The following is a 23751-nucleotide window of genomic DNA, read 5'->3' as shown; positions in this document are numbered from 1 at the left end:
GCTGCCGGTGACGGGACCAGGACGTGCCGGTCCGCCTCCCTGGCTGGGGCGACCGCACGGCATACGGTATGACGGTGATGCGCACGGATCTGGCCCTGGCCGCCCTCGCCAGCGCCGCCGTCCCGGGGATGAAGCCGGTGGCGGTGGCCGCGCTGGGTCCCGCTGACGACGAACGCGGTCGTGAGCTGCAGACCGCCCTCGTGGAGGACGGCACCGGACGGCGCTGGGTGGTGCGCTGCCCCCTCACCCCGGTGGCGGGTGCGCGTCTGCGCCGCAACGACGAGCTCGTGCGCCAGCTGCCCCGGCACGTGCCCTTCAAGGTCCCGGCCGCCGCCGGCTACGCGCCGGTCGGCAAGGACGGCAGCGCCGCCGTGTACCCCCACGTCGAGGGCAGCCCGCTGGACCTGCGCCGGTTGCCGGCCGGTCCGGGCCTGGCCAGCGCCGTGGGCCGCGCGCTGGCTGCGGTGCACAACATCCCGCGGGCGGTCTTCGAGGAGCAGGACGTGCCCGTCTTCGACGCCTCCGGCGCCCGCCAGCGGGCGATCGCGGAGGTCGACCGGGCCGCGGAGACCGGTCGTGTCCCGACAGGTCTGCTGGCCCGGTGGGAGGAGGCCTTCGAGGCGGCCCCGCTGTGGCAGTTCGCCACCACTCCCGTGCACGGGGCGTTCGGCGGCTCCAGCGTCGTGGTCGCCTTCACCGACGAGGACGACGCCGCCACCGGGCGCGTCGTGGCGGTCACCGACTGGGACGAGGCGATGGTGGGCGACCCCGCCGTCGACCTGGCCGAGCTGTGGTCGCAGTCCTCGCGGCAGGCGTGGGAGGCGGTCCTGGACAGCTACACGCTCGCCCGGGCGCACCGCCCCGACCCCTACCTCCACGCCCGGGCACGGCTCGTCGCCGAGCTGGGCAGCCTGCGTGGGCTGGCCCACGCCGTCTCGGAGGGGGACGAGGAGGGCGCACGCCGGTGCGTCGAGGCCCTGCGCCGGATGGACCGTCTGACGGAGGCCGACGACTCGCTGGTCCCGGTGACAGCGCGCCCCTCCGGCGCCCGCCCGGCCGCGCACCCGGAGCAGGTCGCGCACCAGCAGGCCCAGGGCGAGGACGAACCGGGTGAGGCGGACCCCACGGCGGAGGTCCCGCCGCTGACCGCGCAGGAGGCGCCCGGCCCGGTAGAGGTCGAGGACCGCGACGACGATGCGACCGTCCAGATCGAGGCACCCGTCCCGGACGGCTCGCCCGCCCCGGCCGTCACCGGTCCCCCGTACGACGCCGACGCGGACGCGGACGTCCATGACGACGCGGATGCCGATGCCGAGGCCGATGCCGACGTCGTCGCCCACCCCGCACCGGAGGGTGACGGGGGCGGCGAGATCGAGCAGGTGGCTCCGACCGGCGCCCCGCCGCAGGACGGGCTCGTGCCCGACGCGGACACCACGGGGGCCGCTGCCTCGCCGACGCCCGCCCGCGTGGTGGACGCCGCCGCGCCTACCGGCCCTGACGACGTGGGCCCGGCCCAGGGCGCCGACGGGGAGCACCTGGTCGAGGAGGACCGCGCCGCAGCCGCCGGCACCGCCAGGCCCGCCGACCAGGACGTCGAGCAGCTGCCGGACGAGGAGCGGCTGCACGAGCTCTACGGCATGCCCACGCCCGACCGGGGGACGGACGGGCGCTGAGCCCCCCGGCCCGTCCGGACCTTGGGCGTCAGCCGTCCCGGAGGGGGTCGTCCGCCAGGTCGCCGAGGAGCTGCTCGAGCTCGTCCTCGCCCGGCAGGTCCGGGCGGACGGTCTCGCCGGACGCGGCGTAGAAGAAGGCGGCACGCACCTGCGCGAGATCCCGGTCGGTGAGCCGGGCGTAGGCCAGGCGGTAGACGGCCAGCTGGAGAGCGCGGGCACGCTGCTGCTGGGAGGTCCCCGGCCGCCCCGTCTTCCAGTCGACGATCGTCACGCCGCCGTCGGGGTCGGTGAAGACCGCGTCGAGCCGCCCACGCACGCTCCGGTCGCCCAGAGAGGTCTCCACGCCCACCTCCACGGCGGTCGGGGAGCGCCCGGCCCACTCGCTGGCCAGGAAGTTGCGCTGCAGGACCTCCAGGTCCTCCTCGGCACCGTCCTCCGGCTCCGCGCCGGCCAGGTCGTGCAGGTCGACCAGGGCCGCCGCGGCGTAGTGCTGCTCGACCCAGGCGTGGAAGGCGGTGCCGAGCCGGGCGTGGCCCGCGGGCGGAGCGGGCAGCGGCCGCCGCAGCCGGGCCCGGAACCGGGTCGGGTCCGCCGCGAGCTCGACGACCGAGGACGTCGACAGGTGGCTGGGCAGCGGTGGTGACGGCACGGCGCGCCTGCTTTCCTCGCGCTCGGTCAGGAGCTGGCGTGCGAGGTCCTGCCACGGTGTGTCCGCGGCGGCCGCCCGGGACGCGCGGGCCGCCCCTGCCGAGAGCAGTGCGGTCGCGACATCCTGCACGTGCCGCCGGCGGGCCGGAGGGTCCACGGGCCACGGGGCGGACTCCTCCTCGGCGAGCCGCGGGTTCTGGTTCTCCCGGGGGTCGTCCGGGTCGGGCATCGGCTCCCACGCGCGGACGGCGACCCCCACGTCCGCGGCGGCGCGCACCTCGTCGAGGAAGCGTGAGGTCACGCGGGGTCGCTTGCCGGTGGACCACACCGGGGCGGTCAGCAGCATGCGGTGGCGGGCGCGGGTCAGGGCGACGTAGGCCAGGCGCCGCTCCTCGCGGACCGCGTAGCGGCCGCCCTCCCGGAAGACGCGAGCCAGCTCGTCGTCGAGCTCGTGGGTGTCGCCGACGGACGCCCAGCCCAGGTCAGGGCGGTCCTCGCGGTCGCCCCGCAACGGGGTGGGGAGGCGGCCGATGCCGGTGAGCCAGCCCTTGTCCGCCCGCTCCGGCACGACCCAGCCACCGTCGTCGGCCCGGGCAGGTGACCCGCCCGCCGGGAACGTGCCCTCGACCAGGCCCGGGACCGCGACGAGGTCCCACTCCAGGCCCTTGGCCGCGTGCACCGTCAGGACCTGCACCGCCTGCCGGTCCACGCTCACCTCCGCCAGCTCGGGGACCTCCGCCTCCTCGAGCCCGCGCTCGTGCTGCCGGGCGGCGTCCAGCCAGTCGAGGAAGCCGCCCAGGCTGACCCGGTCGGCGGCCGCGGCGAACCCGGCAGCGACATCGGCGAGGGCGTCGAGCTGGGCCCGTCCCCAGGTGGGGTGCAGGTCAGGGTCGGCCGCGACCTCCAGGTCCAGCCCCAGCAGCCGCTCCGCCTCGACGACCAGGTCGGGCAGCGAGAGACCGACCAGCGAGCGCATCCGCCGCAGCACACCGGACAGCCAGGAGACGCGGGCGGCGCCCTCCGGGCTGAGGTGCTGCCCGTCGGGGCCGACCCAGGTGTCCGAGGGCGGGTCGTCGAGCGCCTCGGCGAGCACGGGGGCGTGCTCCCGACCGAGACGGTCCGACCCCGCCGGCGGGCGCGCCTGCACCCGGGCCCAGGCCCACAGGGCGTCGACGTCGGCGGCACCGAGCCGGCAGACCGGCCCGGTCAGCAGCCGCATGACCTGGTCTCCGCGCGTCGGCTCCTGCACCGCCCACAGGAGGGCGACGAGGTCGAGGACCTCCGGGCTGTCGAGCAGCCCGCCGAGCCCGACGACCTCGACGGGCAGGCCACGACGCCGCAACGCGTCCACGACCGTCGGGAACTGGGCGCGGGCGCGGCACAGGACGGCTGCGGTGGCGGCTCCGGGCCCGCCCCAGTGGTCCTTGACCCAGCCGGCGACGTGCTCCGCCTCGGCCACGTGGTCCACCAGCCGGGCGACCTCCACCAGACCGTCGTCGGCGGCGGGTCCGGCCCGCAACGTCTCGACCGGGATCCGGGTCACGGCCTGCAGGTCGCCTGCGACGGCGTTGGCCGCCGCCAGCACAGCCCGGTCGTTGCGCCAGGAGACGCTCAGGTTGAGCACCCCGGCCGGCCGTCCGTCCACGGCGAACTCACGCGGGAACCGTGTCAGGGTCCCGGCGCTGGCGCCCCGCCAGCCGTAGATCGACTGGTGCGGGTCGCCGACGGCCGTGACCGGCAGGTCGGCGCCGCCGAAGAGCGAGCTCATGAGGACCATCTGGGCCTCCGACGTGTCCTGGAACTCGTCCAGCAGCACGGCCCGGAAGCGGGCGCGCTCCGCGACGGCGACGGCGGGCACGTCACGGGCGAGCCGGGCGGCGAGCGCCATCTGGTCGCCGAAGTCCAGCGCGCCGCGGGCCGCCTTCGCGGCCCGGTAGCGCTCGACGAGGGGGTAGACGAGCGCCTGGGCCCGCAGGGTCGCCGACAGGTTGCGCCCCACGGCCCGGGGACGCGCACCGTCCCGGCCCGGCAGCGCGGCGACCCGCTCGGCCTGCTGCTCCACCCACCGGTGGGCGGCCCCGGGGTCGACGAGGTGCTCGCCGAGCTCGCCGGCGAGGTTGAGCACGGACCGCACGACGGTCGACTCGGCGTAGGTCATCGCGGCCATGTCCCCGTCGTGAGCGGCCACCACCTCGTGCGCGAGCTGCCAGCAGGCAGCCTCCGACAGCAGCTGGGCGTCGGGCTCGACCCCCAGGCGCAGGCCGTGCTCGCTCACGAGCCGGCCGGCGTAGGCGTGGTAGGTGGAGACGGTCGGCAGGTCGAAGGCGTCCTGCTCACCCCGTCCGTCGTCATCCCCACCGGGCGACCAGAGCCCTGCGCCGCGCAGCAGGTCGAGCTTGGTGGCCAGGCGTGCGCTGAGCTCCAGGGCCGCCTTGCGGGTGAACGTCAGGCCCAGCACCTCCGCCGGGTGGACGTGACCGTTGGCGACGAGCCACACGACCCTCGTGGCCATGGTCTCGGTCTTGCCGGAGCCGGCGCCGGCCACGACGACCGTGGGTGACAGCGGGGCCTCGATCACGGCCGTCTGCTCGGGGGTGGGCGGGTGCGTGCCGAGCGCCTCGGCGAGATCGGCCGCGCTGTAGCGCGGCGAGACGGCCGGGGCGGGCCGTGCCGGCGTGCCGTCGCGATCGGTCACGGTGCTCATCGTCCCTGTCCCTCGGGCTGCATCGGGCAGCTGAACCTCGCCGAGCAGGTCCGGCACGCCGGACCCACCCTGGCCGGGAAGGTGCTGCCGGCCATCCCCGCCCCGGCGTCCAGGAGCATGGTGCGGGCCCAGCCCGGGTCAGCGTCACCCGCGAGCGGGCCCTGCCGCTGGGTGGTGGTCCCGCGGGTGCCGCTGCCGAGCTGGACCAGCTGCGCGCCTGCGCTGCGGGCACCCGGCGCCAGGTGCTCGAAGGCACCCTCGTCGACGGCGACCTGGTAGGAACCCAGCTGGGCGTGCCGCTCGATCTCGGCTGCCGCCGGCTTGGTGCGGCTGGTCTTGAGGTCGAGCACGACGAGGTCGCCGTCAGGGTCGCGCTCCAGCCGGTCGACCGTGCCCCGCAGCTCGACCTCCCGACCGCCGGCGTCCTCGGGCCGCACGGTGACCGCCAGCGCGAGCTCGGTGCCGACGAGCTCGCGACCGGCCGCACGGGACTCGTCGACGTAACGGACGTAGCGCTCGACCATCCCGCGGGCCTCCTGCAGCTGCCGGTCGGCGACCCAGCCGGGACGCAGGCCCAGCTCGGGCCAACGCTCCTCCAGCCGGTCGGTGAGCTGCTCGCGCGACGCGTCCGGCTCGGCCGCCACCACGTCGTGCACGAGGGTGCCGATCTCGGCACGGACCGCGTCGCCGCTCTCGGCACCCCGGGCGGTGAGGAACCACTGCAGCGGGCACTCGAGGAAGGTCTGCACCCTGGACGGCGACACCCGGACCGGCCCCTCGGGGGTGACCGTCCGGGCTGTAGACAGGCCACGGGTGTCCCACCAGGTGGTGGGCGGGGCCCCGCCGACGTCGGCCTGTGCCAGCGTCAGCAGCGTGTCGACGGCAGCGTCCCGGTGCGCCAGGTCGCCCGCACGCTGGGCCGAGACCGCCTCCCGCCGCAGGTGCCCGACCAGACCGCGCAGGGTGAGGGCGGGCTCGACCTCCACCGGCGGACGGGCCTGGTGCTCGGGGTCGACCAGGGCGAGAAAGCCGGAGGGCTGGTCCTCGGTGCTGGCCACGGCGGTCACCAGCAGTCGTGCGGAGGCACGGCTGACCGCCACGTGAAACTGGCGCAGCTCGTCCGAGCGCACCTGGGCCTGCGCGGCCCGCACGGACTGCGGCCCGCCCACCGGTTGCCCCCGGAGGGCCGCGACCAGCGCCTCGGCGCCGAGCAGGGTGTCGCGCAGGCGCAGGTCGGGCCAGACCCCGTCCTGCACGCCGACCACGGCGACATGGCTCCACTGCCGCCCGGCGGCCGCCTGCGGGGTGAGGATCTCCACCGCGCCACCCGCGCGGGCGCCGACGACCAGGGTGTCGGCGGCGACCTCCGCGCTGCGCACGTGGTCGAGGAAGCTGCGCGGCCGGCTGCCGGGGAGCCGGTCGACGTAGGCCTCGGCGGCTCCGAAGAGGACCAGCACGGCGTCGAGGTCACGGTCCGCCCGGGCCCCCAGCGCACCGCCGGCCAGCGCCTGCTGCGTCCAGACCCTGGCCAGGCCGCTGGCGTCCCACAACGCCCAGAGCACGTCCTCGGCCGTCCCCGCCGGTGCCCGGTCGGCAGCGGCCCGACCGGCGTCCAGGACGCGTGCCAGCCGCACGAGCGGCGCCAGGTCGGGGTGCAGGTCGGCCGGTGAGGTCAGCACCAGCCCCGGCTCGGCCAGCCGGTCGGCCAGGACCTCGTCCGCCGACCGCTGACCGCCGTCGACGAGCTCGGCGGCCCGCAGCCGACGGCGCAGGCGTCGCAGGTGCACCGGGTCGACGCCACCCAGCGGGCTCGTCAGCAGCGTGATCGCCTCCTCCGCGGTCGTGGACCAGGGCAGGTCGGGCTCGCGGGTCACCACGTCGAAGGCGACCAGCAGCGGCGTCACCGCGGGGTCCTGCCCCAGCGGCAGACCGGCACGGTCCACGCGCACCGGCACCCCGCCCGCGGCCAGGGCCCGCCGCACCGTGTCCTGCTGCCCGCCCGACCGGGCGATCACGGCCATCTGCTCCCACGGGACGCCCTCCCGCAGGTGCGCCGCGCGCAGCTGCCGGGCCACGTGCGCGACCTCCTGGGCCCGGCTTCGGGCGACCGCCACCTCCACCGGCGGGGACGTCTGGCCACCGGAGCCTTCCGTCGTGCCGCGCCCGTCATACCCCGGGGCGCCCGGTCGGTCCCTGTCCGGCACGGGGGCCGGCCCGCGGTGGGCGGCCCCGACCGTCGTGCCGATCCGCTCGGCCACACGCGCCGAGGCCCCGGCCAGCTCAGGGCCTCCGCGGTAGCGGAACGGCAGCACGGCCGTGGGCACCTCCACCGGGGACGTCGGGGCAGGCGCCCGGGTGGTCCCCTGCCCACGACGCCCGTGCAGCTCGTGCGCCAGGCGGACGAAGCGGTCCGGGACCGCCCCCCGGAACCCCAGGACTCCGGCGTCGGGGTCACCCACCAGCAGCACGTCCGCCGCGGGTGGCCGCAGGACCCTCAGGAGGCGGGCCGCGGACGCCGTGAGCTCCTGCGCGTCGTCGACCGCGACGAGGCGGATCCGGGCCTGGACCCTGGCCAGCAGCTCCGGGTCGTCCTCGAGGACGTCGGCGGCGGCCGTGCCGATCCATGCCGGGTCGTAGGCGCCCGGGTCGGACAGCGCGGTGACCTCGTCGTACTCCTGGAGCACGTCGGCAGCGGCGTCCCACTCGGCACGCCCGTGCTCGTCGGCCAGGCGCCGCAGGTCGTCCGGCTCCAGACCGTGCTCCACGGCCCGCATGAGCAGGTCGCGCAGCTGGCCACGGAACCCTGCGGTCGGCAGGGCTGCCGCCAGATGGTCGGGCCAGCGCGGCACGCGTGCGCCGGCGTCGGACCAGGATGCGTGCCCGGCGAGCAGCTCCCTGAGGACGACGTCCTGCTCCGCGCCGGACAGCAGCCGCGGCACCGGCTCCCCCGAGCCGGCGGCGGCCAGGCGGAGGACGGCGAAGGCCAGCGAGGACGGGGTGCGGGCCAGCGGCTCGGCGAACGTCCGGCCGAGCCCACGCCCGATCTCGGTCCGCAACCGGGCGGCCGCCTGCCTCGTCGGGGCGAGCACGAGACAGGAGTCCGGGTCTGCTCCGCCCGTGCGGATCCGTCGCCGGACATGCTCGACGAGCGTCGTGGTCTTGCCCGTCCCGGGAGCCCCGAGGACGAGCAGGACCCCGCCGCGGTGGCCTGCGACCCGTTCCTGGACCTCGTCGAGGTGCGACGGGGCAGCTCCTGCGGCGTCGTCCGGTCCGGCTGTCATGATCCCATCACACCATCGAGCCCCGACAGGCCTGCGCGCCGCCGCCGACCCCCGGCCCGGCCGTACCCACGCCGGGCCGTGGTGGCCCTAGGATGAACGCACCAGAGACGAGGTGGGACGGTGGCGGGAACCGGGGCACGTGGACGCGGTGAGGCCCGGGTGCGTCTCCCCCGGGACGAGCGCAGGGCGCTCCTGCTCGCGGCCGCCCTGGGCGCCTTCTCCGAGAAGGGCTACCACGCGACCGCCATGGACGACATCGCCGAGCGGGCCGGGGTCTCCAAGCCCGTGCTGTACCAGCACTTCGACAGCAAGCTCGACCTCTACCTGGGCATCGCCCGCGGGGTGTGCGACGACGTGGTGGCCATGATCGAGGCCGCCCTCGCGTCCACCCCCGACAACGGGGAGCGGATCGGGGCCTGCCTGCACGGGTTCTTCGAGCTCGTCGACCGCCCCGGCTCGGGCTACCAGCTCGTCTTCGACTCGGACATGGGTGGGGAGCCGGCCGTCGCCGAGCTGCTCGACGGCGCGCGCCGCCGGTGCGCCGAGCTCATCGGCCGCGTGGTGCAGGACCAGACCGCCCTGGGGTGGTCCGAGTGCGTCCTGCTGGCGACCACCCTCGTCGGCATGGCCCAGTCGGCGGCCCGGCACTGGGTGGAGAGCGGCTCGCCGCTGTCCCGGGCCCACGCCGCCGACCTGGTGGCCAGGCTGGCGTGGCGGGGTATGGGGTACGTGCCCCAGGTGGAGGAGGGGTCGGACCCGGGTCCCCGGGCCGCGCCCGGGGAGCGGCCGGCGCCGGGTTAACCTCGTCGCAGCACCACTTCCCTACCAGCCAAGAAGGAGGACCACCGTGGAGATCCGCATCGGTGTCCGTGACGTCGCCCGCGAGGTGACCCTCGAGTCCACCCAGACACCCGACCAGGTGCGTGCCGCCATCGCCGAGGCGGTGAGCAGCGGGGCGCCGATCGTCGAGCTCGTCGACGAGAAGGGCGCCACCGTCCTCGTGCCGACGGCCGCCCTCGGCTACGTCGAGATCGGTTCGCCGGAGAAGAGCCGCGTGGGCTTCGGCACCACGCACTGACCGACCGGACGCCTGCGGTGGCGCCGCCGTGCAGATGTCACTACCGTGACTGGTGTGACCACGGGACACCGTGGTGCCGAGGCTGGGTCCATCCCCGGCTCGTGTCGATCTGAAAGGTCTCCAACGCCATGCTCTGGACCATCGTCGTCGCCCTCATCGTGGGCTGCATCGTGGGCCCCCTGGCCCGTCTCATCCTCCCGGGCAAGCAGAACATCTCCCTGCCGATGACCATCCTCCTGGGTGCCGTCGGCTCCCTGATCGGCTCCTGGGTCGGAGCCAACTTCCTGGGTACCGAGGGTGACCAGTTCAGCTTCTGGGGCCTCATCCTGGGCACCATCTTCGCGATCGTCGCCGTCCTGGTCTACGGCGCCGTGACCGGTCGCGACAACAGCGCCCGCCGCATCAGCTGACACCCGCACGACCGCACGCCGCACGGCGCGTCCTCCGCACGGAGGACGCGCCGTGCCGCGTGCTGACGGAGCTGCTCCGCTCCTCCGCTACCCTGGAGGGGTTCACCGGTGACCGGTCGGCCGCTTCGCTGCGGTTGCTGCACGTCGGGCGCGTCGCCCGACACCCTCCACAAGGATGTTCCCGATCGGCCCGCGAGAGCCCGGCGCGCTGCATACCCGCGCGTCCGGACCACCCGACCGATCGGAAGACCCATGCAGGAAGACCGCACCTTCGCCGACTTCGGCCTCCACCCCGACCTCGTCCGGGGCCTGGCCGACAACGGGATCACCCACCCCTTCCCCATCCAGGCGATGACGCTGCCCGTCGCGCTGTCGCGGCACGACATCATCGGCCAGGCCAAGACCGGCACCGGCAAGACCCTCGGCTTCGGCCTGCCGCTGCTGCACCACGTGCTCGCCCCCGGTGACGCCGGGTTCGCCGACCTCGCCGCCCCCGGCGCCCCGCAGGCGCTGGTGGTCGCCCCCACCCGGGAGCTGGCCGTGCAGGTCTCGGGCGACCTGGCCAAGGCGAGCACGCACCGTGGCATCCGCGTCCTGACGATCTACGGCGGGCGGGCCTACGAGCCGCAGATCGAGACCCTGGCCAAGGGCGTCGAGGTCGTCGTCGGCACGCCCGGGCGGCTGCTCGACCTGGCCGCCAAGGGCCACCTGTCGCTGGCGCACGCCCGGACGGTGGTCCTGGACGAGGCCGACGAGATGCTCGACCTGGGCTTCCTGCCCGACGTCGAGAAGCTGCTGGCGCTGACCCCCGCCGGCCGCCACACCATGCTGTTCAGCGCCACCATGCCGGGCGCGGTCGTCTCGCTCGCCCGCCAGTACATGACCCAGCCCACCCACATCCGGGCGATGAGCGACGACGGCGACGACCGCCAGACCGTCGCTGCGGTCGAGCAGTTCGCCTACCGGGCGCACGCCATGGACAAGGTGGAGATGGTCGCCCGGATCCTGCAGTCCGAGGGCCGCGGCCGCACGATCATCTTCACCCGGACCAAGCGCACCGCGGCCAAGGTCGCCGACGACCTGGCGGACCGCGGGTTCGCCGCGGCACCCATCCACGGCGACCTGGGCCAGGGCGCGCGCGAGCAGGCGCTGCGAGCGTTCCGCAACGACAAGGTGGACGTGCTCGTCGCGACCGACGTCGCCGCGCGCGGCATCGACGTCGAGGCCGTCACCCACGTCATCAACTTCCAGTGCCCCGAGGACGAGAAGACCTACCTGCACCGCATCGGCCGCACGGCCCGTGCCGGAACCACCGGTGTGGCGATCACCTTCGTGGACTGGGACGACATGCCGCGGTGGGGGCTGATCAACAAGGCCCTGGACCTGGGCTACCCCGAGCCGGAGGAGACCTACTCCTCCAGCCCCCACCTCTACGAGCAGCTCAACATCCCCGAGGGCACCCGAGGCACGCTGCCGAGGTCGGCCCGCACCCACGAGGGGCTCGCCGGGGAGCGGCTGGAGGACCTGGGCGGACCCGAGTCGCGGGGGTCCGGGCGGGGCCGGGGCCGCAGCGGCCGGGACGGTGCCCGCGGCGGGCGGTCAGGTGAGCGCGGCGGCCGGGGCGGCGCCTCGGAGGGCCGGCGCGAGGGCGGGAACCGTCGACGGGACAACGCCGAGAGCCAGGGTGAGCAGCCCGCCGCGGCGGGGGGCCAGGGCGGTCGGCGGCGCCGCCGCACCACCCGCGTGCCCGGCTCCTCCCGGGGCGCGGCCACGACCGACTGACCCGGAGGGGCGCACCCGTCGCGGAGGCCGGTCGCACGACCCGGGGCGACCGGCTCAGCCGACCGACCCCAGCAGGGGTGTCCCCGAGGCCCCCGCGAGGATCTCCTCCAGCGCCTCGGGGGTCGTGGTGTTCTCGCCGAGCCGGTTCTGCTTGCCGGTCCCGTGGTAGTCGCTGGACCCGGTCGTGACAAGACCCAGGCGGGCCGCGAGGTCCGCGGCGTGCTGCCGCTCCGCAGGACCGTGGTCACGGTGCTCGACCTCGAGGCCGGCCAGGCCGGCGGCGGCCATCTCGGCGACCACCTCGTCGGTCACGGTGCGTCCGCGCTTGGCGGCGAACGGATGGGCCAGCACCGCCGCTCCCCCTGCGGCGACGACGAGCTCGGTCGCCCGCACCGGGTCGGGCGCGGCATGGGAGACGTAGTAGCGGCTACGCGTGGTCAGCAGCTCGCGGAAGGCGTCGTCGCGATGACCGAAGACCCCGTTGCGCACGAGCACGTCCGCGATGTGGGGCCGGCCCAGGGCGGCGTCGTCGGCCGCCGAGGCGCGCACCTCGTCGTAGGTGACCGGAAAGCCGTCCGCGGCCAGCCGCTCCACCATCGCTTGCATCCGGGTGTCCCGGCTGTGGCGGCTGGCCGCGAGCTCCCCGGCCAGGTCCGCGTCGTGCGGGTCCGGCAGGTAGGCCAGCAGGTGCACCGAGATCCCCCGCCAGCTGCACGACACCTCGATGCCGGGAACCACCACCACCCCGACCTCGCGGCCCGCCGCGTCTGCCTCGGCCCACCCCGAGACGACGTCGTGGTCGGTGAGCGCGACCACGTCGATGCCGGCGGCGGCAGCCTCGCGGACGACGGTCGCCGGAGGCTCGGTGCCGTCGCTGTGCCGGGAGTGCGTGTGCAGGTCGATGACGGCGTCGGGCGGGACCGTGAGCATGAGGACACGGTATGCGGTGCGCGACGGCATACTGGACCTGCTGTGCCGACGACGCCCGGGCCTGCCGGGTGCCCGACCCGAGGAGCCCCATGACCCTGACGCCACGACGTCGCCGTCCGGTGGCCACCACCGGTGCGACCGCGCTGCTGGCCCTGACCGTGCTCGCCGGGTGCGCCCAGGAGGAGCCCACCAACGACGAGGTGAGCTCCTCCGCCCCGAGCGTCGACGACGCCGTGGCCACCTCCGAGGATGCCGCCACCGGCACCGCGGACGACGCGGCTGCCACCTCGCAGGCCCCCGAGGAGGCCGCGGTGACCTCCGCGGCCCCCGATGACGAGGCGGCATCGACGGCCGGGCCCAGGAGCGTGACCGCGGCCGACGACAGCTTCGAGATCGAGATCCCCGACCGGTGGGAGGACGCCCTCGACCTCGTCGAGGGTGAGGGCATCCTCGTGGCGGCCAAGGACACCGAGCGGGTCGACGACTTCTTCACCAACGTGGTGGTGACCGAGGAGGAGTACGTCTCCAACCTGACCTCGGCCGTGGAGGAGACGGCGGCCGAGCTCGCGGGCGAGGACGGCGAGTACGAGCTGCTGGAGCCGGTCGAGGTCGACGGCAACCGGGCGCCCGGCTACACGCTGGTGCGGGAGGTGGAGGGCGTCGCGGTGCACCAGACCCAGCGGTGGATCAGCCACGACGGGACCCTCTACGTGGTGACGTTCTCGGCCGTCGAGAGCCAGGCCGAAGACGCCGCGCCGGTCCTGGAGGAGATCCTGGCCTCCTGGACCTGGAACGACTGAGCGGTCCCGCGTCCTCAGCCCTCGACCACGCGTCCGCGCGAGCGTCGCCGGGCTCGCTGGGCGGCGATGTCCAGCCCGAGCCGGCGGCGTGCGACGTAGCCGCCGATCGACAGCCCGCCGGCGAGCGCCAGCCCGGTCGCGACCGCGGTGATGAGGTGCACGGCGGCGTTGGGCACCACGCTGGGCGCACCGTCCTGCAGCAGGTAGACGGCCCGGTAGACCGCCAGGCCCGGCAGCATGGTGACGATGCCGGCCGTGCCGATGGCCAGCTCGGGCAGGCGCAGGCGGCGGTGGGCGACGTAGGCGAGGGCCCCCACGGGGGTCGCGGCCACCGCGGTGCTCTCCACCGGCCCCAGGCCCACCCCCAGGGCGAGCTCGAAGACGAGCCAGCCCAGGGCGGCGACCAGCGTGGCCACGAGCGTGGCGCGCAGACCCGTGTAGGTGCCCAGGCAGAACCCGACGGCGATGAGGAGCGCCCCGGCGGTGCTCAGCAGCGGTGTGCCACCGAGCACCACGAAGGGTGAGATCTCCATGGACACGCCCAGGCGGTTGGCGGTGCCGATGACGACAGCCACACCGACGGCGATGCCCAGGGTCATGATCACGACCTCCATCACGCGCGCGCCCGCCGTGACGTAGTAGCCGTCCAGCGCGTCCTGCGCGGCCCCGACGACGCCCAGGCCGGCCAGGAGCATGACGATGCCGGCGATGACGACGAGGGAGGGCGACCGCACCCCGGGCAGCTCCAGGCCGTGCTCCATCGCCCAGAAGAGACCCAGCGCGATCGTGGTGGGCACCATCGCGCTGAGCACCTGGGCGAAGAACGCGGCCAGCCCGATGCCGAACATCACCCGCTGGACCCGGTCGACGACGACCGCCGAGACCGCGGCCACCACCCACATGCCGGGGGCCGCCCCGAAGAGCATCACCACGCCCACGGTCAGCAGCGCGGCGCCCACGGTGACGACCCAGCGCCGGTAGGGGTGGGACGCGGTGAGCACCTCGGTCAGGCGCCGGCGTGCCTCGACGACGTCGACGGGCTCACGCCCGGCCGCGGCGTCGCCGGCGACCTCGTCCACGAGCCGCTGCACCGCCTCCAGCCGCGTGTAGTCCGGCGCCCGCCCCGGGATGACCCGCATCACCGACAGCGGGTCCTCGTGCAGGCCGCGGTGGATCGAGACGGTGATGGAGGTGAAGGTGACGTCGACGTGGGTCGAGCGGACACCGTAGGCGTAGGTGAGCCGGAGCACGTTGGCCACGCAGTCGGCCGCCGAGGCGCCGGTGGACAGCATCGCCTCGCCCACCCGCAGCGCCAGGTCGATCACCGCCCGCGCGTGCCGCTGGGAGATGTCCTCGTCCCCGCCGAGCCGGGTGCCCAGCGCCATGGTGGGCGGCGAGACGCCGCGGACGACGTGGACGGCGCGGTCACGCCATACCCGTCCCACCCGTCGGGCGGGGCGCACGCCCGGGGCGGGGACCAGCTGGGGCCCGGTGACCTCGCCGGCGACTGGAGGGGTCGGGGTCAGCTCGCTCACCGGTCCAGCCTAGGCTCCCGGGGCCACCCCGCGTCCACCCGCCGGGTGCTCGGGCCCGGGTCCCGGACGGCACCACCTACGATGACCGGGTGAGTGAGAAGCAGCACAAGGCCGAGCACCGCAACCGCCCCTCCGGAGCCGCGTTCCGCGCCTTCATGGGACGTGACTGGGCACCTCGCAGCAACGACCTGCCGCCGCTGACCGAGGCGGCCAGGTATGCAGCGCGCCGTCGCGAGCAGGTCTCCGCCGCCTTCCCCGGCACCCGCGTCGTGGTCCCCGCCGGCGGGTTGAAGATCCGCAGCAACGACACCGACTACGTCTTCCGCCCGCACAGCGCCTTCGCCCACCTGACCGGTCTCGGCGCCGACCGCGAGCCGGACGCCGTGCTGGTGCTGGAGCCGCGCACCTCCCCCGACGGCGCGAGCGCCGACGGTCACGAGGCCGTGCTCTACTTCCTGCCGCTGGCCGACCGGGACAGCGAGGAGTTCTTCGCCGACTCCCGCGTCGGGGAGTTCTGGGTCGGGACCCGCCCGACCCTGGCCTCCGCCGCCTCCGAGCTGGGGGTCGCCACCCGCCACCTGGACGAGCTGCCTGACGCGCTGGCCAAGGACGCCGGACCTGGCGGGCTGTCGCTGCTGGTCGTGCGGGACGCCGACCGTGAGGTCGCCGAGACCGTCGACGCGGTCCGCGGGCAGGTGGGCCTGACCACCGACGAGGCGAGCCGGTCCGCCGCCCAGGAGGCGGACGCCGTGCTGGCCCGGACGCTGTCCACGCTGCGCCTGGTCAAGGACGAGTGGGAGGTACGGCAGATGGAGGAGGCCGTCGAGGCGACCGCCCGGGCCTTCGACGCCGTCGTGGAGCAGCTGCCGGAGGCGGTGCGGCGGGGCCGGGGCGAGCGCTGGGTCGAGGGGGTCTTCGGGCTGCACGCCCGGCACGCCGGCAACGGCGTCGGCTACGACTCCATCGCGGCCGCCGGTGAGCACGCGACCACGCTGCACTGGATCCGCAACACCGGCGAGGTCCGGGACGGCGACCTGCTCCTGCTCGACGCCGGGGTGGAGACCGACTCGCTCTTCACCGCCGACGTGACCCGGACGGTGCCGGTCGACGGCACCTTCACCCCCGCGCAGCGCAAGGTCTACGAGGCCGTCCTGGAGGCGCAGGAGGCGGGGCTGGCCGCAGCCCGTCCAGGCAACCGCTTCAAGGACGTCCACGCCGCGGCCATCGAGGTCGTCGCACGCCACCTGCTCGAGTGGGGCCTGCTGCCCGAGGGTGTCACCCTGGAGCAGACCCTGGACGCCGAGGAGGGCCAGTTCCACCGCCGGTGGATGGTCCACGGCACGAGCCACCACCTGGGCCTGGACGTGCACGACTGCGCGCTGGCGCTGCGGGAGGACTACGTCGAGGGCGAGCTGCGCGAGGGCATGGTGCTCACGGTCGAGCCCGGGCTCTACTTCAAGTCCGACGACCTGCTGGTGCCCGAGGAGCTGCGTGGCATCGGGGTGCGGATCGAGGACGACATCGTCATCACCGCCGACGGCCACCGCAACCTCTCGGCGATGCTCCCCCGCACCGCGGACGAGGTCGAGGCGTGGGTGCGGTCCGCCGGGGCGCGCGGCTGAGGCAGGTCGCGCCCGGCCCGGCCCGTCAGGTCAGCGTGGCCCCCGGCCGCTGGTCGAGCAGGTCGCGGGCTTGCTGCGCGAGCTTGTGCTCGGTGAGCACCTCGTAGCGGGTCGCGACCACCTGGGAGACGGACACGAAGTCACGCTGTCCACGGGTCATCGAGTAGCCGATCAGCGCCCAGACCAGGCCGAAGAAGGCGCCGAACAGCACCGAGCCCAGGACGGTGAAGAGGGCGTCGCCGGTCTGGGCGAAGAGCGCGAAGATCAGCCCGACGAACAGGCCCAGCCAGACGCCGGAGAGCAGCCCGCCCAGCGCGACGCGGCCCGTGGTCAGGCGGCCGGTGACCCGCTCGACCTGCTTGAGCTCGGTCCCGACGATCATGCACTGCTCGACGGGGAACTCCTGGTCGGAGAGGTAGTCGACGACGGCCTGGGCCTCCTCGTACTTCTCGAACACGCCGAGGCTCATCGGGTAGTCCAGGGCGAGGACCGGGCCGGGCCCGGGACGTCCGGGGGTGCGTGCTGGTGAGGTCACGCAGCCATTGTGCCGCGCCCCGGCAGGGACCGGCGACTCCGGACGCCCCCCACCGGGCAGGACGACCGCCGCAGGGTCCGCAGGTGACGTGCTCGGTATCCTTCACCTCGTGAGCTCCCCCCGCGTCTTCGTCGCCCGTCTCAACGGGATGAGCGTCTTCGACCCGATCGGCGACGAGGTCGGCCGGGTGCGCGACGTGGTGGTGACGCTCACCGGACGGGGGGCCCAGCACGGCCCGCGCGTCATCGGGCTCGTCGTCGAGGTGCCCGGCCGGCGGCGTGTCTTCGTGCCCATCACCCGGGTGACCTCCATCGACGCGGGCCAGGTCATCACCACGGGCCTGGTCAACATGCGCCGCTTCCAGCAACGGCCCGGCGAGACCCTCGTGGTCGGCGAGCTGTTCGACCGGCGGGTCACGGTGGACGAGGACGGTGAACCCGTCCCGGCGGTGATCGAGGACATCGCCATGGACCAGCAGCGCAGCGGGGACTGGCGGCTGACCAAGCTCTTCGTCCGCAAGGGCGTCGAGGCGGGCTCCTCCCGTGGGCTGCGGCTGCGCCGCCGTCGCGGGGAGACCGTCCTCGTCGACCCCGAGGACGTGGACGGCCTCCAGGAGGCGGGTCCGGCCCAGGCCGCGACGGCCCTGCTCGAGGCCTACGAGGACCTCAAGCCCCAGGACCTGGCGGAGGCGATCCACGACCTCACCCCCAAGCGCCGGGCGGAGGTCGCCGACGCCCTCGACGACGAGACGCTCGCCGACGTCCTGGAGGAGCTGCCCGACGACGACCGTCTGGAGATCCTCACGCACCTGCCGACCGACCGGGCGGCCGACATCCTCGAGGTCATGCAGCCCGACGACGCCACGGACCTGCTCTCCGACCTGCCCGCCGCGACGCAGGAGGAGCTGCTGCAGCTGATGGAGCCCGACGAGGCGGCGGACATCAGGCGCCTGCTGACCTACGACGAGGACACCGCCGGCGGCCTGATGACGACCGAGCCGATCATCCTCGGGCCCGAGGCGAGCATCGCCGAGGCGCTGGCGCTGGTCCGCCGCGAGGAGGTCCACCCGGCGATCGCCTCCCTGGTCTTCGTCACGCGCCCACCGCACGAGACCCCCACCGGCCGGCTGCTGGGCAGCGTCCACATCCAGCGGCTGCTGCGCGAGCCCCCGCACCAGCCGGTCGGCTCGATCCTGGACCCCGACGTCGACCCGCTCTCCCCCGAGGCGCCCCTGGGCGAGGTCACCCGTGCCCTGGCCACCTACAACCTCGTCGCCCTGCCGGTGACCGACCCCGAGGGACGGCTCGTCGGCGCGGTGACGGTCGACGACGTCCTCGACCACATCCTGCCCGACGACTGGCGTGAGGACCGTGACAACGTGACCGAGGTGGCCGATGTCTGAGCCGGCCCGCCGCCGACCGGCCACCAGCGACCGCCTCGCCGCCGAGCGCCTGGACCAGCCCCTGGCCAAGCGCCGCCGCTGGGTGACGCAACGACGGATGGACCCCGAGAGCTTCGGCGCGTTCGCCGAGCGCTTCGCCCGGTTCATGGGCACCGCCCGCTTCCTGGTGTGGATGACCCTGTTCGTCATCGTCTGGATCGCCTGGAACGTGCTGGCCCCGGCGTCCCTGACGTTCGACCCCTACGCCTTCATCTTCCTGACGCTCATGCTGAGCCTGCAGGCGTCCTACGCGGCACCGCTCATCCTCCTGGCGCAGAACCGTCAGGCCGACCGCGACCGGGTGCAGGTGGAGCAGGACCGGGCCAGGGACGAGCAGGGCCTGGCCGACACGGAGTTCCTCACCCGGGAGGTCGCGGCACTGCGCCTGGCCATGCGTGAGGTCGCCACCCGTGACTTCGTGCGCTCCGAGCTGCGCGGCCTGCTGGAGGAGATGGAGACCCGGGCCGAGGAGCGCGGACGCGAGCAGGGCCGGGCCGAGCGCGGGCGCCCCGGACCCGCCGACGCCTGAGCGGCCCCCGCGATCGGGAGCGCCCAGCCGGGACGCTTAGCATGGAGAGCATGCCCGTCCCCAGCACCGAGGCCCTCCAGGCCGCCCTCGCGACCGTCAACGACCCCGAGATCCGCAAGCCCATCACCGAGCTCGGCATGGTCGAGGCGGTCGACGTCTCCGACGACGGCAGGGTCCGGGTGACCGTCCTGCTGACGGTCGCCGGCTGCCCGATGAAGGACACCATCACCCGCGACACCACCGCCGCGCTCGCGCGGGTGGACGGGGTCACCGGCGTGGACGTCCAGCTGGGGGTGATGAGCGACGAGCAGCGGGGGGCGCTGCGCGACCAGCTCCGCGGGGGCGCCGCCGAGCGGGAGATCCCCTTCGCCCGCCCCGACTCCCTGACGACCGTGTATGCCGTCGCCTCCGGCAAGGGCGGCGTCGGCAAGTCGTCGGTGACGGTCAACCTCGCCGCGGCGCTCGCGGAGGAGGGCCTGCGCGTCGGTGTCGTCGACGCCGACATCTACGGCTTCTCCGTGCCGCGCATGCTGGGCGTCTCCCTGCCGCCCACCCAGGTCGACGACATGATCCTGCCGCCGGTCGCCGAGCCCGGCGGGGTGAAGGTCATCTCGATCGGGATGTTCGTCCCGGGCAACCAGCCCGTCGTGTGGCGGGGCCCCATGCTGCACCGCGCCGTGCAGCAGTTCCTCGCCGACGTCTACTGGGGCGACCTCGACGTGCTGCTTCTCGACCTGCCGCCGGGCACCGGCGACATCGCGATCTCGGTCGCCCAGCTGCTGCCGGGCAGCGAGCTGATCGTCGTGACCACCCCGCAGCAGGCCGCGGCCGAGGTCGCCGAGCGGGCCGGGGCGATCGCGCTGCAGACCCACCAGCGCCTGGTCGGGGTCATCGAGAACATGTCCTGGCTCGAGCTGCCCGACGGCACCAGGCAGGAGATCTTCGGCAGCGGCGGCGGCCAGGCCGTGGCCGAGTCGCTGAGCCGGTCGATCGGCGCCGACGTCCCGCTCCTGGGTCAGGTGCCCCTGGACGTCAGCCTGCGCGAGGGCGGCGACCGCGGCCGGCCCGTGGTCACCTCGGCGCCCGACTCTCCCGCCGGCACGGCCCTGCGCGGCATCGCACGTCAGCTGGCGCGCCGCGGGCGCGGTCTGGCCGGGCGCAAGCTGGGGATCACGCCGACCGCGCGCGTCTGAGCCGTCGGGCCCGGGCGCCTCAGGTGGCGTCGGGGTCGAAGGGCGTGGGCAGGGAGGGGTCGTGCGCGCCCGCCCGGGGCAGGGTGGCCGTCGACCGTTCTGCGCCGGGCGCGGCGCCTCCCACACCGGCGGCAGCTGCGCCCCCGGGGGCCGCGGCGGCGGCAGCCCCCGCCGCCTGCCGGGGACTGCCGGGCTCCCGGAGCGCCTCGCGCACGATCCGGCGGGGGTCGTACTGACGGGGGTCGAGCTGACGCCAGTCGATGTCGTCGAAGGCCGGACCCATCTCCTCACGGATCTGGCCCTTCGCCCCCTCGGCGAGGTCGCGCAGCTGACGGACGAGCTGGGCCAGCCTCGCGGCATAGTGCGGCAGCCGCCGCGGACCGAGCACGAGGAGCGCCAGGAGCACGAGCAGGACGATCTCCGTGCTCGTGAGGTTGAAGAACGTCACACCTCTCCTCGGCGTCCGGGGCGGGGCAGGGCGGGGTGCCCGGTCAGAGGCACAGCCTACCGACCGCGCGGACGCTATCCGCCGGAGCCCGCCAGCGTAATGCTCACGGTGCGTTCGTCCCCGGCATCGTCACGCAGCACCATCTCGACGGTGTCGCCGACGGCGTAGGAGCGCAGCACGACCAGCAGGTGCTGAGAGTCCCTGATGCGGGTGCCGTCCACCGAGACGATGACGTCACCGGGCCGCACCCCGGCACTCTCGGCGGGGCCCCCCGGGATGACCGCCGGGGCCCCCGAGGAGCTCTCCACCAGGACCCGCGCCCCGTCACCGGTGTACTGCAGGTCGATGTGCACCCCCATCACCGGGTGCTGGCTCGTGCCGGTCTCGATGAGCTGGGTGGCGGTGCGCTCCGCCTGCTCGGCCGGGATGGCGAAGCCCAACCCGATGCTGCCCGCCGGCGCGAGCGCGCTGCTGGGCATCTGGGCGATGGCCGAGTTGACCCCCACGACGTTGCCGGCGAGGTCGAGCAGCGGGCCGCCGGAGTTGCCCGGGTTGATCGCCGCGTCCGTCTGGATGGCGTTGATGTAGCTGACGTCCTCGCTCTGACCGGCCACGACGGGACGGTCGATGGCGGAGACGATCCCGCTGGTCACGGTGCTGTCCAGACCGAGCGGTGCACCGACCGCCACGACCGTCTGTCCCACCTCGACCGCGTCGGGGTCGGCGAACGGCAGGGCGGCCAGCCCCGTCCGGTCCACCTTGAGCACGGCGATGTCGTAGGCGGGGTCGGAGCCGACCACCTCGGCGCGCACGGGCTCCTCCCCGGGCAGCGTGACGGTGATTCCCCCACCGGTGGTGGACGCGGCGATGACGTGATGGTTCGTCAGCACGTAGCCGTCCTCACGGATGACGAAGCCCGACCCCTGCCCGTCGTTGCCCCCGGCACCGACGGAGATGAGGGCCACGCTCGGCAGCACGGCGCGCGACAGGCCGGGGATGGACCCGTCCGGTGCCACGACGACCGGGACCGGCTCGGGGAGCGCACCGGTCCCTCTGCCCTGGGTGACGGGCGCGGGGTCGCCGGCCAGGACCTGGGCCAGGACACCTCCGCCCAGGCCGCCGAGGAGCCCGGCGACCAGGGCGGCCAGCACCACCGGCACGCCGCTGCGCCGCGCCGGGCGCGCGTGCCGCCGACGGGCGCCCGAGGGCGGGGCGGCCCAGGGACCAGCGGGCGCCGGGCCGTGCGGCTGCGGGTCGGCAGCCGGGACGTGCGGCTCCCCGTCGGCAGCCCGAGGCTGCGGGTGCTGGGCGACGGACCCGAGGGGCTCGCCGGGTGAGCTCCACCCGGGGTACGCCGCTGCTCCGGCCGGCGGGGGGGCCGGGCGGCCGGCGGGAGGGGGCAGGGCGCCGGTGCGGTCGACGTCGATGCCCTGCGTGGGGTCGCTCATGGACCTGATTGTGCCAAGCGGGGGCGGGGCAGCACGGGCGGAGGGCTCCGTGCTCAGCCCAGAGCCGGGGCGGGCCGCCGCAGCGGTGCCGCGGACCGGCCGTGAGGGGTCGGCCTGCGGTGCGACAGCGACTGGCGCAGCAGCGCGCGCCCGCGGTGGATGCGGGAGCGCACCGTGCCCATCTTGACCCCCAGGGTCTGAGCGACCTCCTCGTAGGACAGGCCCTCGATGTCGGCCAGCACGACGGCGGCCCGGAACTGCGGGGGCAGGGCGGCGAGGGCGGCCTGGATCTCGGAGTCCAGGTGCGTCATCTCGTAGACCTGCTCGGGGTCGGCCCCCGAGGAGCGCAGCGGCAGGCGTGCGGCCAGCTCGTCGGTCAGTGCGTCGAACCGCAGCCGCTGCCGGCGACGCACCCTGTCGAGGAAGAGGTTGGTGGTGATGCGGTGCAGCCAGCCCTCGAAGGTGCCCGGCCGGTAGGAGTCGAGGGAGCGGAAGACCCGGATGAAGACGTCCTGGGTCAGGTCCTCGGCCTCGTGCGGGTCGCCGGTGAGCCGGTAGGCGAGCCGGTAGACGCGCGCCGAGTGCTCGCGCACGACCTCGTCCCAGGTGGGCGGGACCCAGGCCTGCTCGTCGCGCACCGCGGCGGTGCGGTCGTCGACGTCCGGCTGCAGGGGGTTCATGGCCCGATGCTGCCACCAGCGGCTGGGAGCCCGCTGGACACCCCGCGCGGGCCGGGACGGCTCGCCGGGGCAGATAGGGTGGGCGCCATGGCAGCTGCGAAGGTGTCCTCGCTGGCCTACGCCGAGGACTTCATCACCCCCCACCCGGTCATCGAGCAGGCGCAGCGGCGCGGCGAGCAGCTCGACGCGACCCCGGTGAGCAACGCTGCCGGGGCGACGCTCAGACTGCTGGCGGCGACGGTCTCGGCACGGCACGTCGTCGAGGTGGGCACCGGGGCGGGCAGCTCGGGGCTGTGGCTGCTGCAGGGTATGCCGCGCGACGGCATCCTGACCTCCATCGACATCGACCCCGAGCACCAGCGGGCCGCCAGAGAGGCGTACGCGGCCGCCGGGATCCCCTCCCAGCGCACCCGCGTGATCAGCGGGGACGCCGGGCAGGTCCTGGGGCGCCTCACCGACGGCGCCTACGACCTGGTCCTGGTGGACGCCGACAAGGAGGGCTACCCGGTCTACGTGGAGCAGGCGATCCGGCTGCTGCGTGCCGGGGGCGTCCTGGTGCTGGACAACATGCTGTGGCACGACCGGGTCGCCGACCCGGCGAGCCGGGACGAGCTGACGACCCTCCTGCGCGACCTCGGCAAGAAGCTGCGGGCGGACGAGCGGCTCCTGCCGCTCCTGCTGCCTGTGGGTGACGGCCTGTTCGTCGCGGTCCGCCGGTGACGGCAGGCCCGCGCACAGCACGAAGCCCCCGGACCGGCACGGTCCGGGGGCTTCCTCGTCATGGGGTGCGAGCGCTCAGCCCACACACTCTTTGATCGCCTGACCGAGCGCCGTCGCCTCGTCAGCGTTCATCTCCACGACCAGACGGCCGCCCCCCTCCAGGGGCATGCGCAGGACGATGCCGCGCCCTTCCTTGGTGACCTCCAACGGCCCGTCTCCGGTGCGAGGCTTCATTGCTGCCATGGTTGCCCTTCCTTGTGGCGGCCGAGGAACGCTGCACCCGCCGCACGTCGC

20 protein-coding genes are annotated in these 23751 nt (G+C 74.9%); 11 read left to right on the top strand and 9 right to left on the bottom strand.

Going from position 1 to position 23751, the window contains the following annotated elements; genetic code table 11:
- Nucleotides 1–77: 77 nt before the first annotated feature.
- On the top strand, nt 78–1673 hold the full coding sequence (locus K330_RS22380; RefSeq protein WP_051145437.1) for a phosphotransferase: 1596 nt from the start codon (nt 78–80) through the stop codon (nt 1671–1673).
- Nucleotides 1674–1701: 28 nt separating this feature from the next.
- Here K330_RS22380 and K330_RS0102560 read toward each other — a convergent pair whose 3' ends face one another.
- On the bottom strand, nt 1702–5025 hold the full coding sequence (locus tag K330_RS0102560) for an ATP-dependent helicase (RefSeq protein WP_022920292.1): 3324 nt from the start codon (nt 5023–5025) through the stop codon (nt 1702–1704).
- Nucleotides 5022–8306 carry an ATP-dependent helicase gene (locus K330_RS0102555; RefSeq protein ID WP_022920291.1) on the bottom strand — a complete coding sequence of 1095 codons (3285 nt, stop codon included), beginning with the start codon at nt 8304–8306 and terminating at the stop codon, nt 5022–5024. Before K330_RS0102555 ends, K330_RS0102560 begins: the two co-directional genes overlap by 4 nt.
- Nucleotides 8307–8465: 159 nt before the next feature.
- Between K330_RS0102555 and K330_RS18675 the strand changes: the two genes are divergently transcribed.
- The 4 genes from K330_RS18675 to K330_RS18670 all read left to right on the top strand — a co-directional run bounded on the left by K330_RS18675 (nt 8466) and on the right by K330_RS18670 (nt 11576).
- Nucleotides 8466–9107, top strand: coding sequence for a TetR/AcrR family transcriptional regulator (locus K330_RS18675; protein WP_022920290.1), 642 nt, complete (start codon nt 8466–8468; stop codon nt 9105–9107).
- A gap of 46 nt (nt 9108–9153) precedes the next feature.
- Nucleotides 9154–9384 carry a DUF3107 domain-containing protein gene (locus tag K330_RS0102545; RefSeq protein ID WP_022920289.1) on the top strand — a complete coding sequence of 77 codons (231 nt, stop codon included), beginning with the start codon at nt 9154–9156 and terminating at the stop codon, nt 9382–9384.
- Between the two features lie 128 nt (nt 9385–9512).
- Nucleotides 9513–9794 (top strand): GlsB/YeaQ/YmgE family stress response membrane protein, encoded by a 282-nt coding sequence (locus K330_RS0102540; RefSeq protein ID WP_022920288.1) that lies wholly within the window; start codon nt 9513–9515, stop codon nt 9792–9794.
- A gap of 252 nt (nt 9795–10046) precedes the next feature.
- Nucleotides 10047–11576, top strand: coding sequence for a DEAD/DEAH box helicase (locus K330_RS18670; protein WP_022920287.1), 1530 nt, complete (start codon nt 10047–10049; stop codon nt 11574–11576).
- 54 nt (nt 11577–11630) lie between these two features.
- Here the strand turns inward: K330_RS18670 and K330_RS0102530 are convergent, their stop codons facing one another.
- On the bottom strand, nt 11631–12506 hold the full coding sequence (locus tag K330_RS0102530) for a PHP domain-containing protein (protein WP_029202235.1): 876 nt from the start codon (nt 12504–12506) through the stop codon (nt 11631–11633).
- Nucleotides 12507–12595: 89 nt separating this feature from the next.
- On the opposite strand from K330_RS0102530, the gene K330_RS0102525 reads away from it, so the two are divergent.
- Nucleotides 12596–13306, top strand: a complete 711-nt coding sequence (locus K330_RS0102525) for a hypothetical protein (RefSeq protein ID WP_156875657.1) — start codon at nt 12596–12598, stop codon at nt 13304–13306.
- Nucleotides 13307–13320: 14 nt separating this feature from the next.
- On the opposite strand, the gene K330_RS0102520 is transcribed toward K330_RS0102525, so the two are convergent.
- Nucleotides 13321–14841, bottom strand: a complete 1521-nt coding sequence (locus K330_RS0102520) for a threonine/serine exporter family protein (RefSeq protein WP_022920284.1) — start codon at nt 14839–14841, stop codon at nt 13321–13323.
- A gap of 89 nt (nt 14842–14930) precedes the next feature.
- On the opposite strand from K330_RS0102520, the gene K330_RS0102515 reads away from it, so the two are divergent.
- Nucleotides 14931–16463, top strand: coding sequence for an aminopeptidase P family protein (locus K330_RS0102515; RefSeq protein ID WP_022920283.1), 1533 nt, complete (start codon nt 14931–14933; stop codon nt 16461–16463).
- 25 nt (nt 16464–16488) lie between these two features.
- Here the strand turns inward: K330_RS0102515 and K330_RS0102510 are convergent, their stop codons facing one another.
- Nucleotides 16489–16998 (bottom strand): YflT domain-containing protein, encoded by a 510-nt coding sequence (locus K330_RS0102510; RefSeq protein WP_022920282.1) that lies wholly within the window; start codon nt 16996–16998, stop codon nt 16489–16491.
- Nucleotides 16999–17107: 109 nt separating this feature from the next.
- Here K330_RS0102510 and K330_RS0102505 point away from each other — a divergent pair, with 109 nt between their 5' ends.
- From K330_RS0102505 to K330_RS0102495, 3 genes are read left to right on the top strand one after another with little or no spacing between them, the layout of a single operon-like run.
- Nucleotides 17108–18400 carry a magnesium transporter MgtE N-terminal domain-containing protein gene (locus K330_RS0102505; RefSeq protein ID WP_029202233.1) on the top strand — a complete coding sequence of 431 codons (1293 nt, stop codon included), beginning with the start codon at nt 17108–17110 and terminating at the stop codon, nt 18398–18400.
- Nucleotides 18393–18968, top strand: coding sequence for a DUF1003 domain-containing protein (locus tag K330_RS18665; protein ID WP_022920280.1), 576 nt, complete (start codon nt 18393–18395; stop codon nt 18966–18968). Before K330_RS0102505 ends, K330_RS18665 begins: the two co-directional genes overlap by 8 nt.
- Nucleotides 18969–19018: 50 nt before the next feature.
- Complete coding sequence (locus tag K330_RS0102495; RefSeq protein ID WP_029202232.1) at nt 19019–20161, top strand: Mrp/NBP35 family ATP-binding protein; 1143 nt, start codon at nt 19019–19021, stop codon at nt 20159–20161.
- 19 nt (nt 20162–20180) lie between these two features.
- On the opposite strand, the gene K330_RS18660 is transcribed toward K330_RS0102495, so the two are convergent.
- The 3 genes from K330_RS18660 to sigE form a co-directional block, all read right to left on the bottom strand.
- Nucleotides 20181–20609, bottom strand: coding sequence for a twin-arginine translocase TatA/TatE family subunit (locus tag K330_RS18660; protein WP_022920278.1), 429 nt, complete (start codon nt 20607–20609; stop codon nt 20181–20183).
- Between the two features lie 74 nt (nt 20610–20683).
- Nucleotides 20684–22057, bottom strand: coding sequence for a S1C family serine protease (locus K330_RS18655; RefSeq protein WP_022920277.1), 1374 nt, complete (start codon nt 22055–22057; stop codon nt 20684–20686).
- A gap of 53 nt (nt 22058–22110) precedes the next feature.
- On the bottom strand, nt 22111–22737 hold the full coding sequence (gene sigE / locus K330_RS0102480) for an RNA polymerase sigma factor SigE (protein WP_022920276.1): 627 nt from the start codon (nt 22735–22737) through the stop codon (nt 22111–22113).
- Nucleotides 22738–22824: 87 nt separating this feature from the next.
- Here sigE and K330_RS0102475 point away from each other — a divergent pair, with 87 nt between their 5' ends.
- Complete coding sequence (locus tag K330_RS0102475; protein ID WP_022920275.1) at nt 22825–23457, top strand: O-methyltransferase; 633 nt, start codon at nt 22825–22827, stop codon at nt 23455–23457.
- A gap of 75 nt (nt 23458–23532) precedes the next feature.
- Here the strand turns inward: K330_RS0102475 and K330_RS23100 are convergent, their stop codons facing one another.
- On the bottom strand, nt 23533–23700 hold the full coding sequence (locus K330_RS23100; protein ID WP_022920274.1) for a DUF3117 domain-containing protein: 168 nt from the start codon (nt 23698–23700) through the stop codon (nt 23533–23535).
- Between the last annotated feature and the right edge of the window lie 51 nt (nt 23701–23751).

Origin of the sequence: Ornithinimicrobium pekingense DSM 21552, assembly GCF_000421185.1 — a bacterium.
In the GTDB taxonomy this organism is placed as follows: Bacteria; Actinomycetota; Actinomycetes; order Actinomycetales; family Dermatophilaceae; genus Ornithinicoccus; species Ornithinicoccus pekingensis.
The sequence above is the reverse complement of the archived record's forward strand: the minus strand, read 5'-3'. Positions and strand labels throughout refer to the sequence as shown.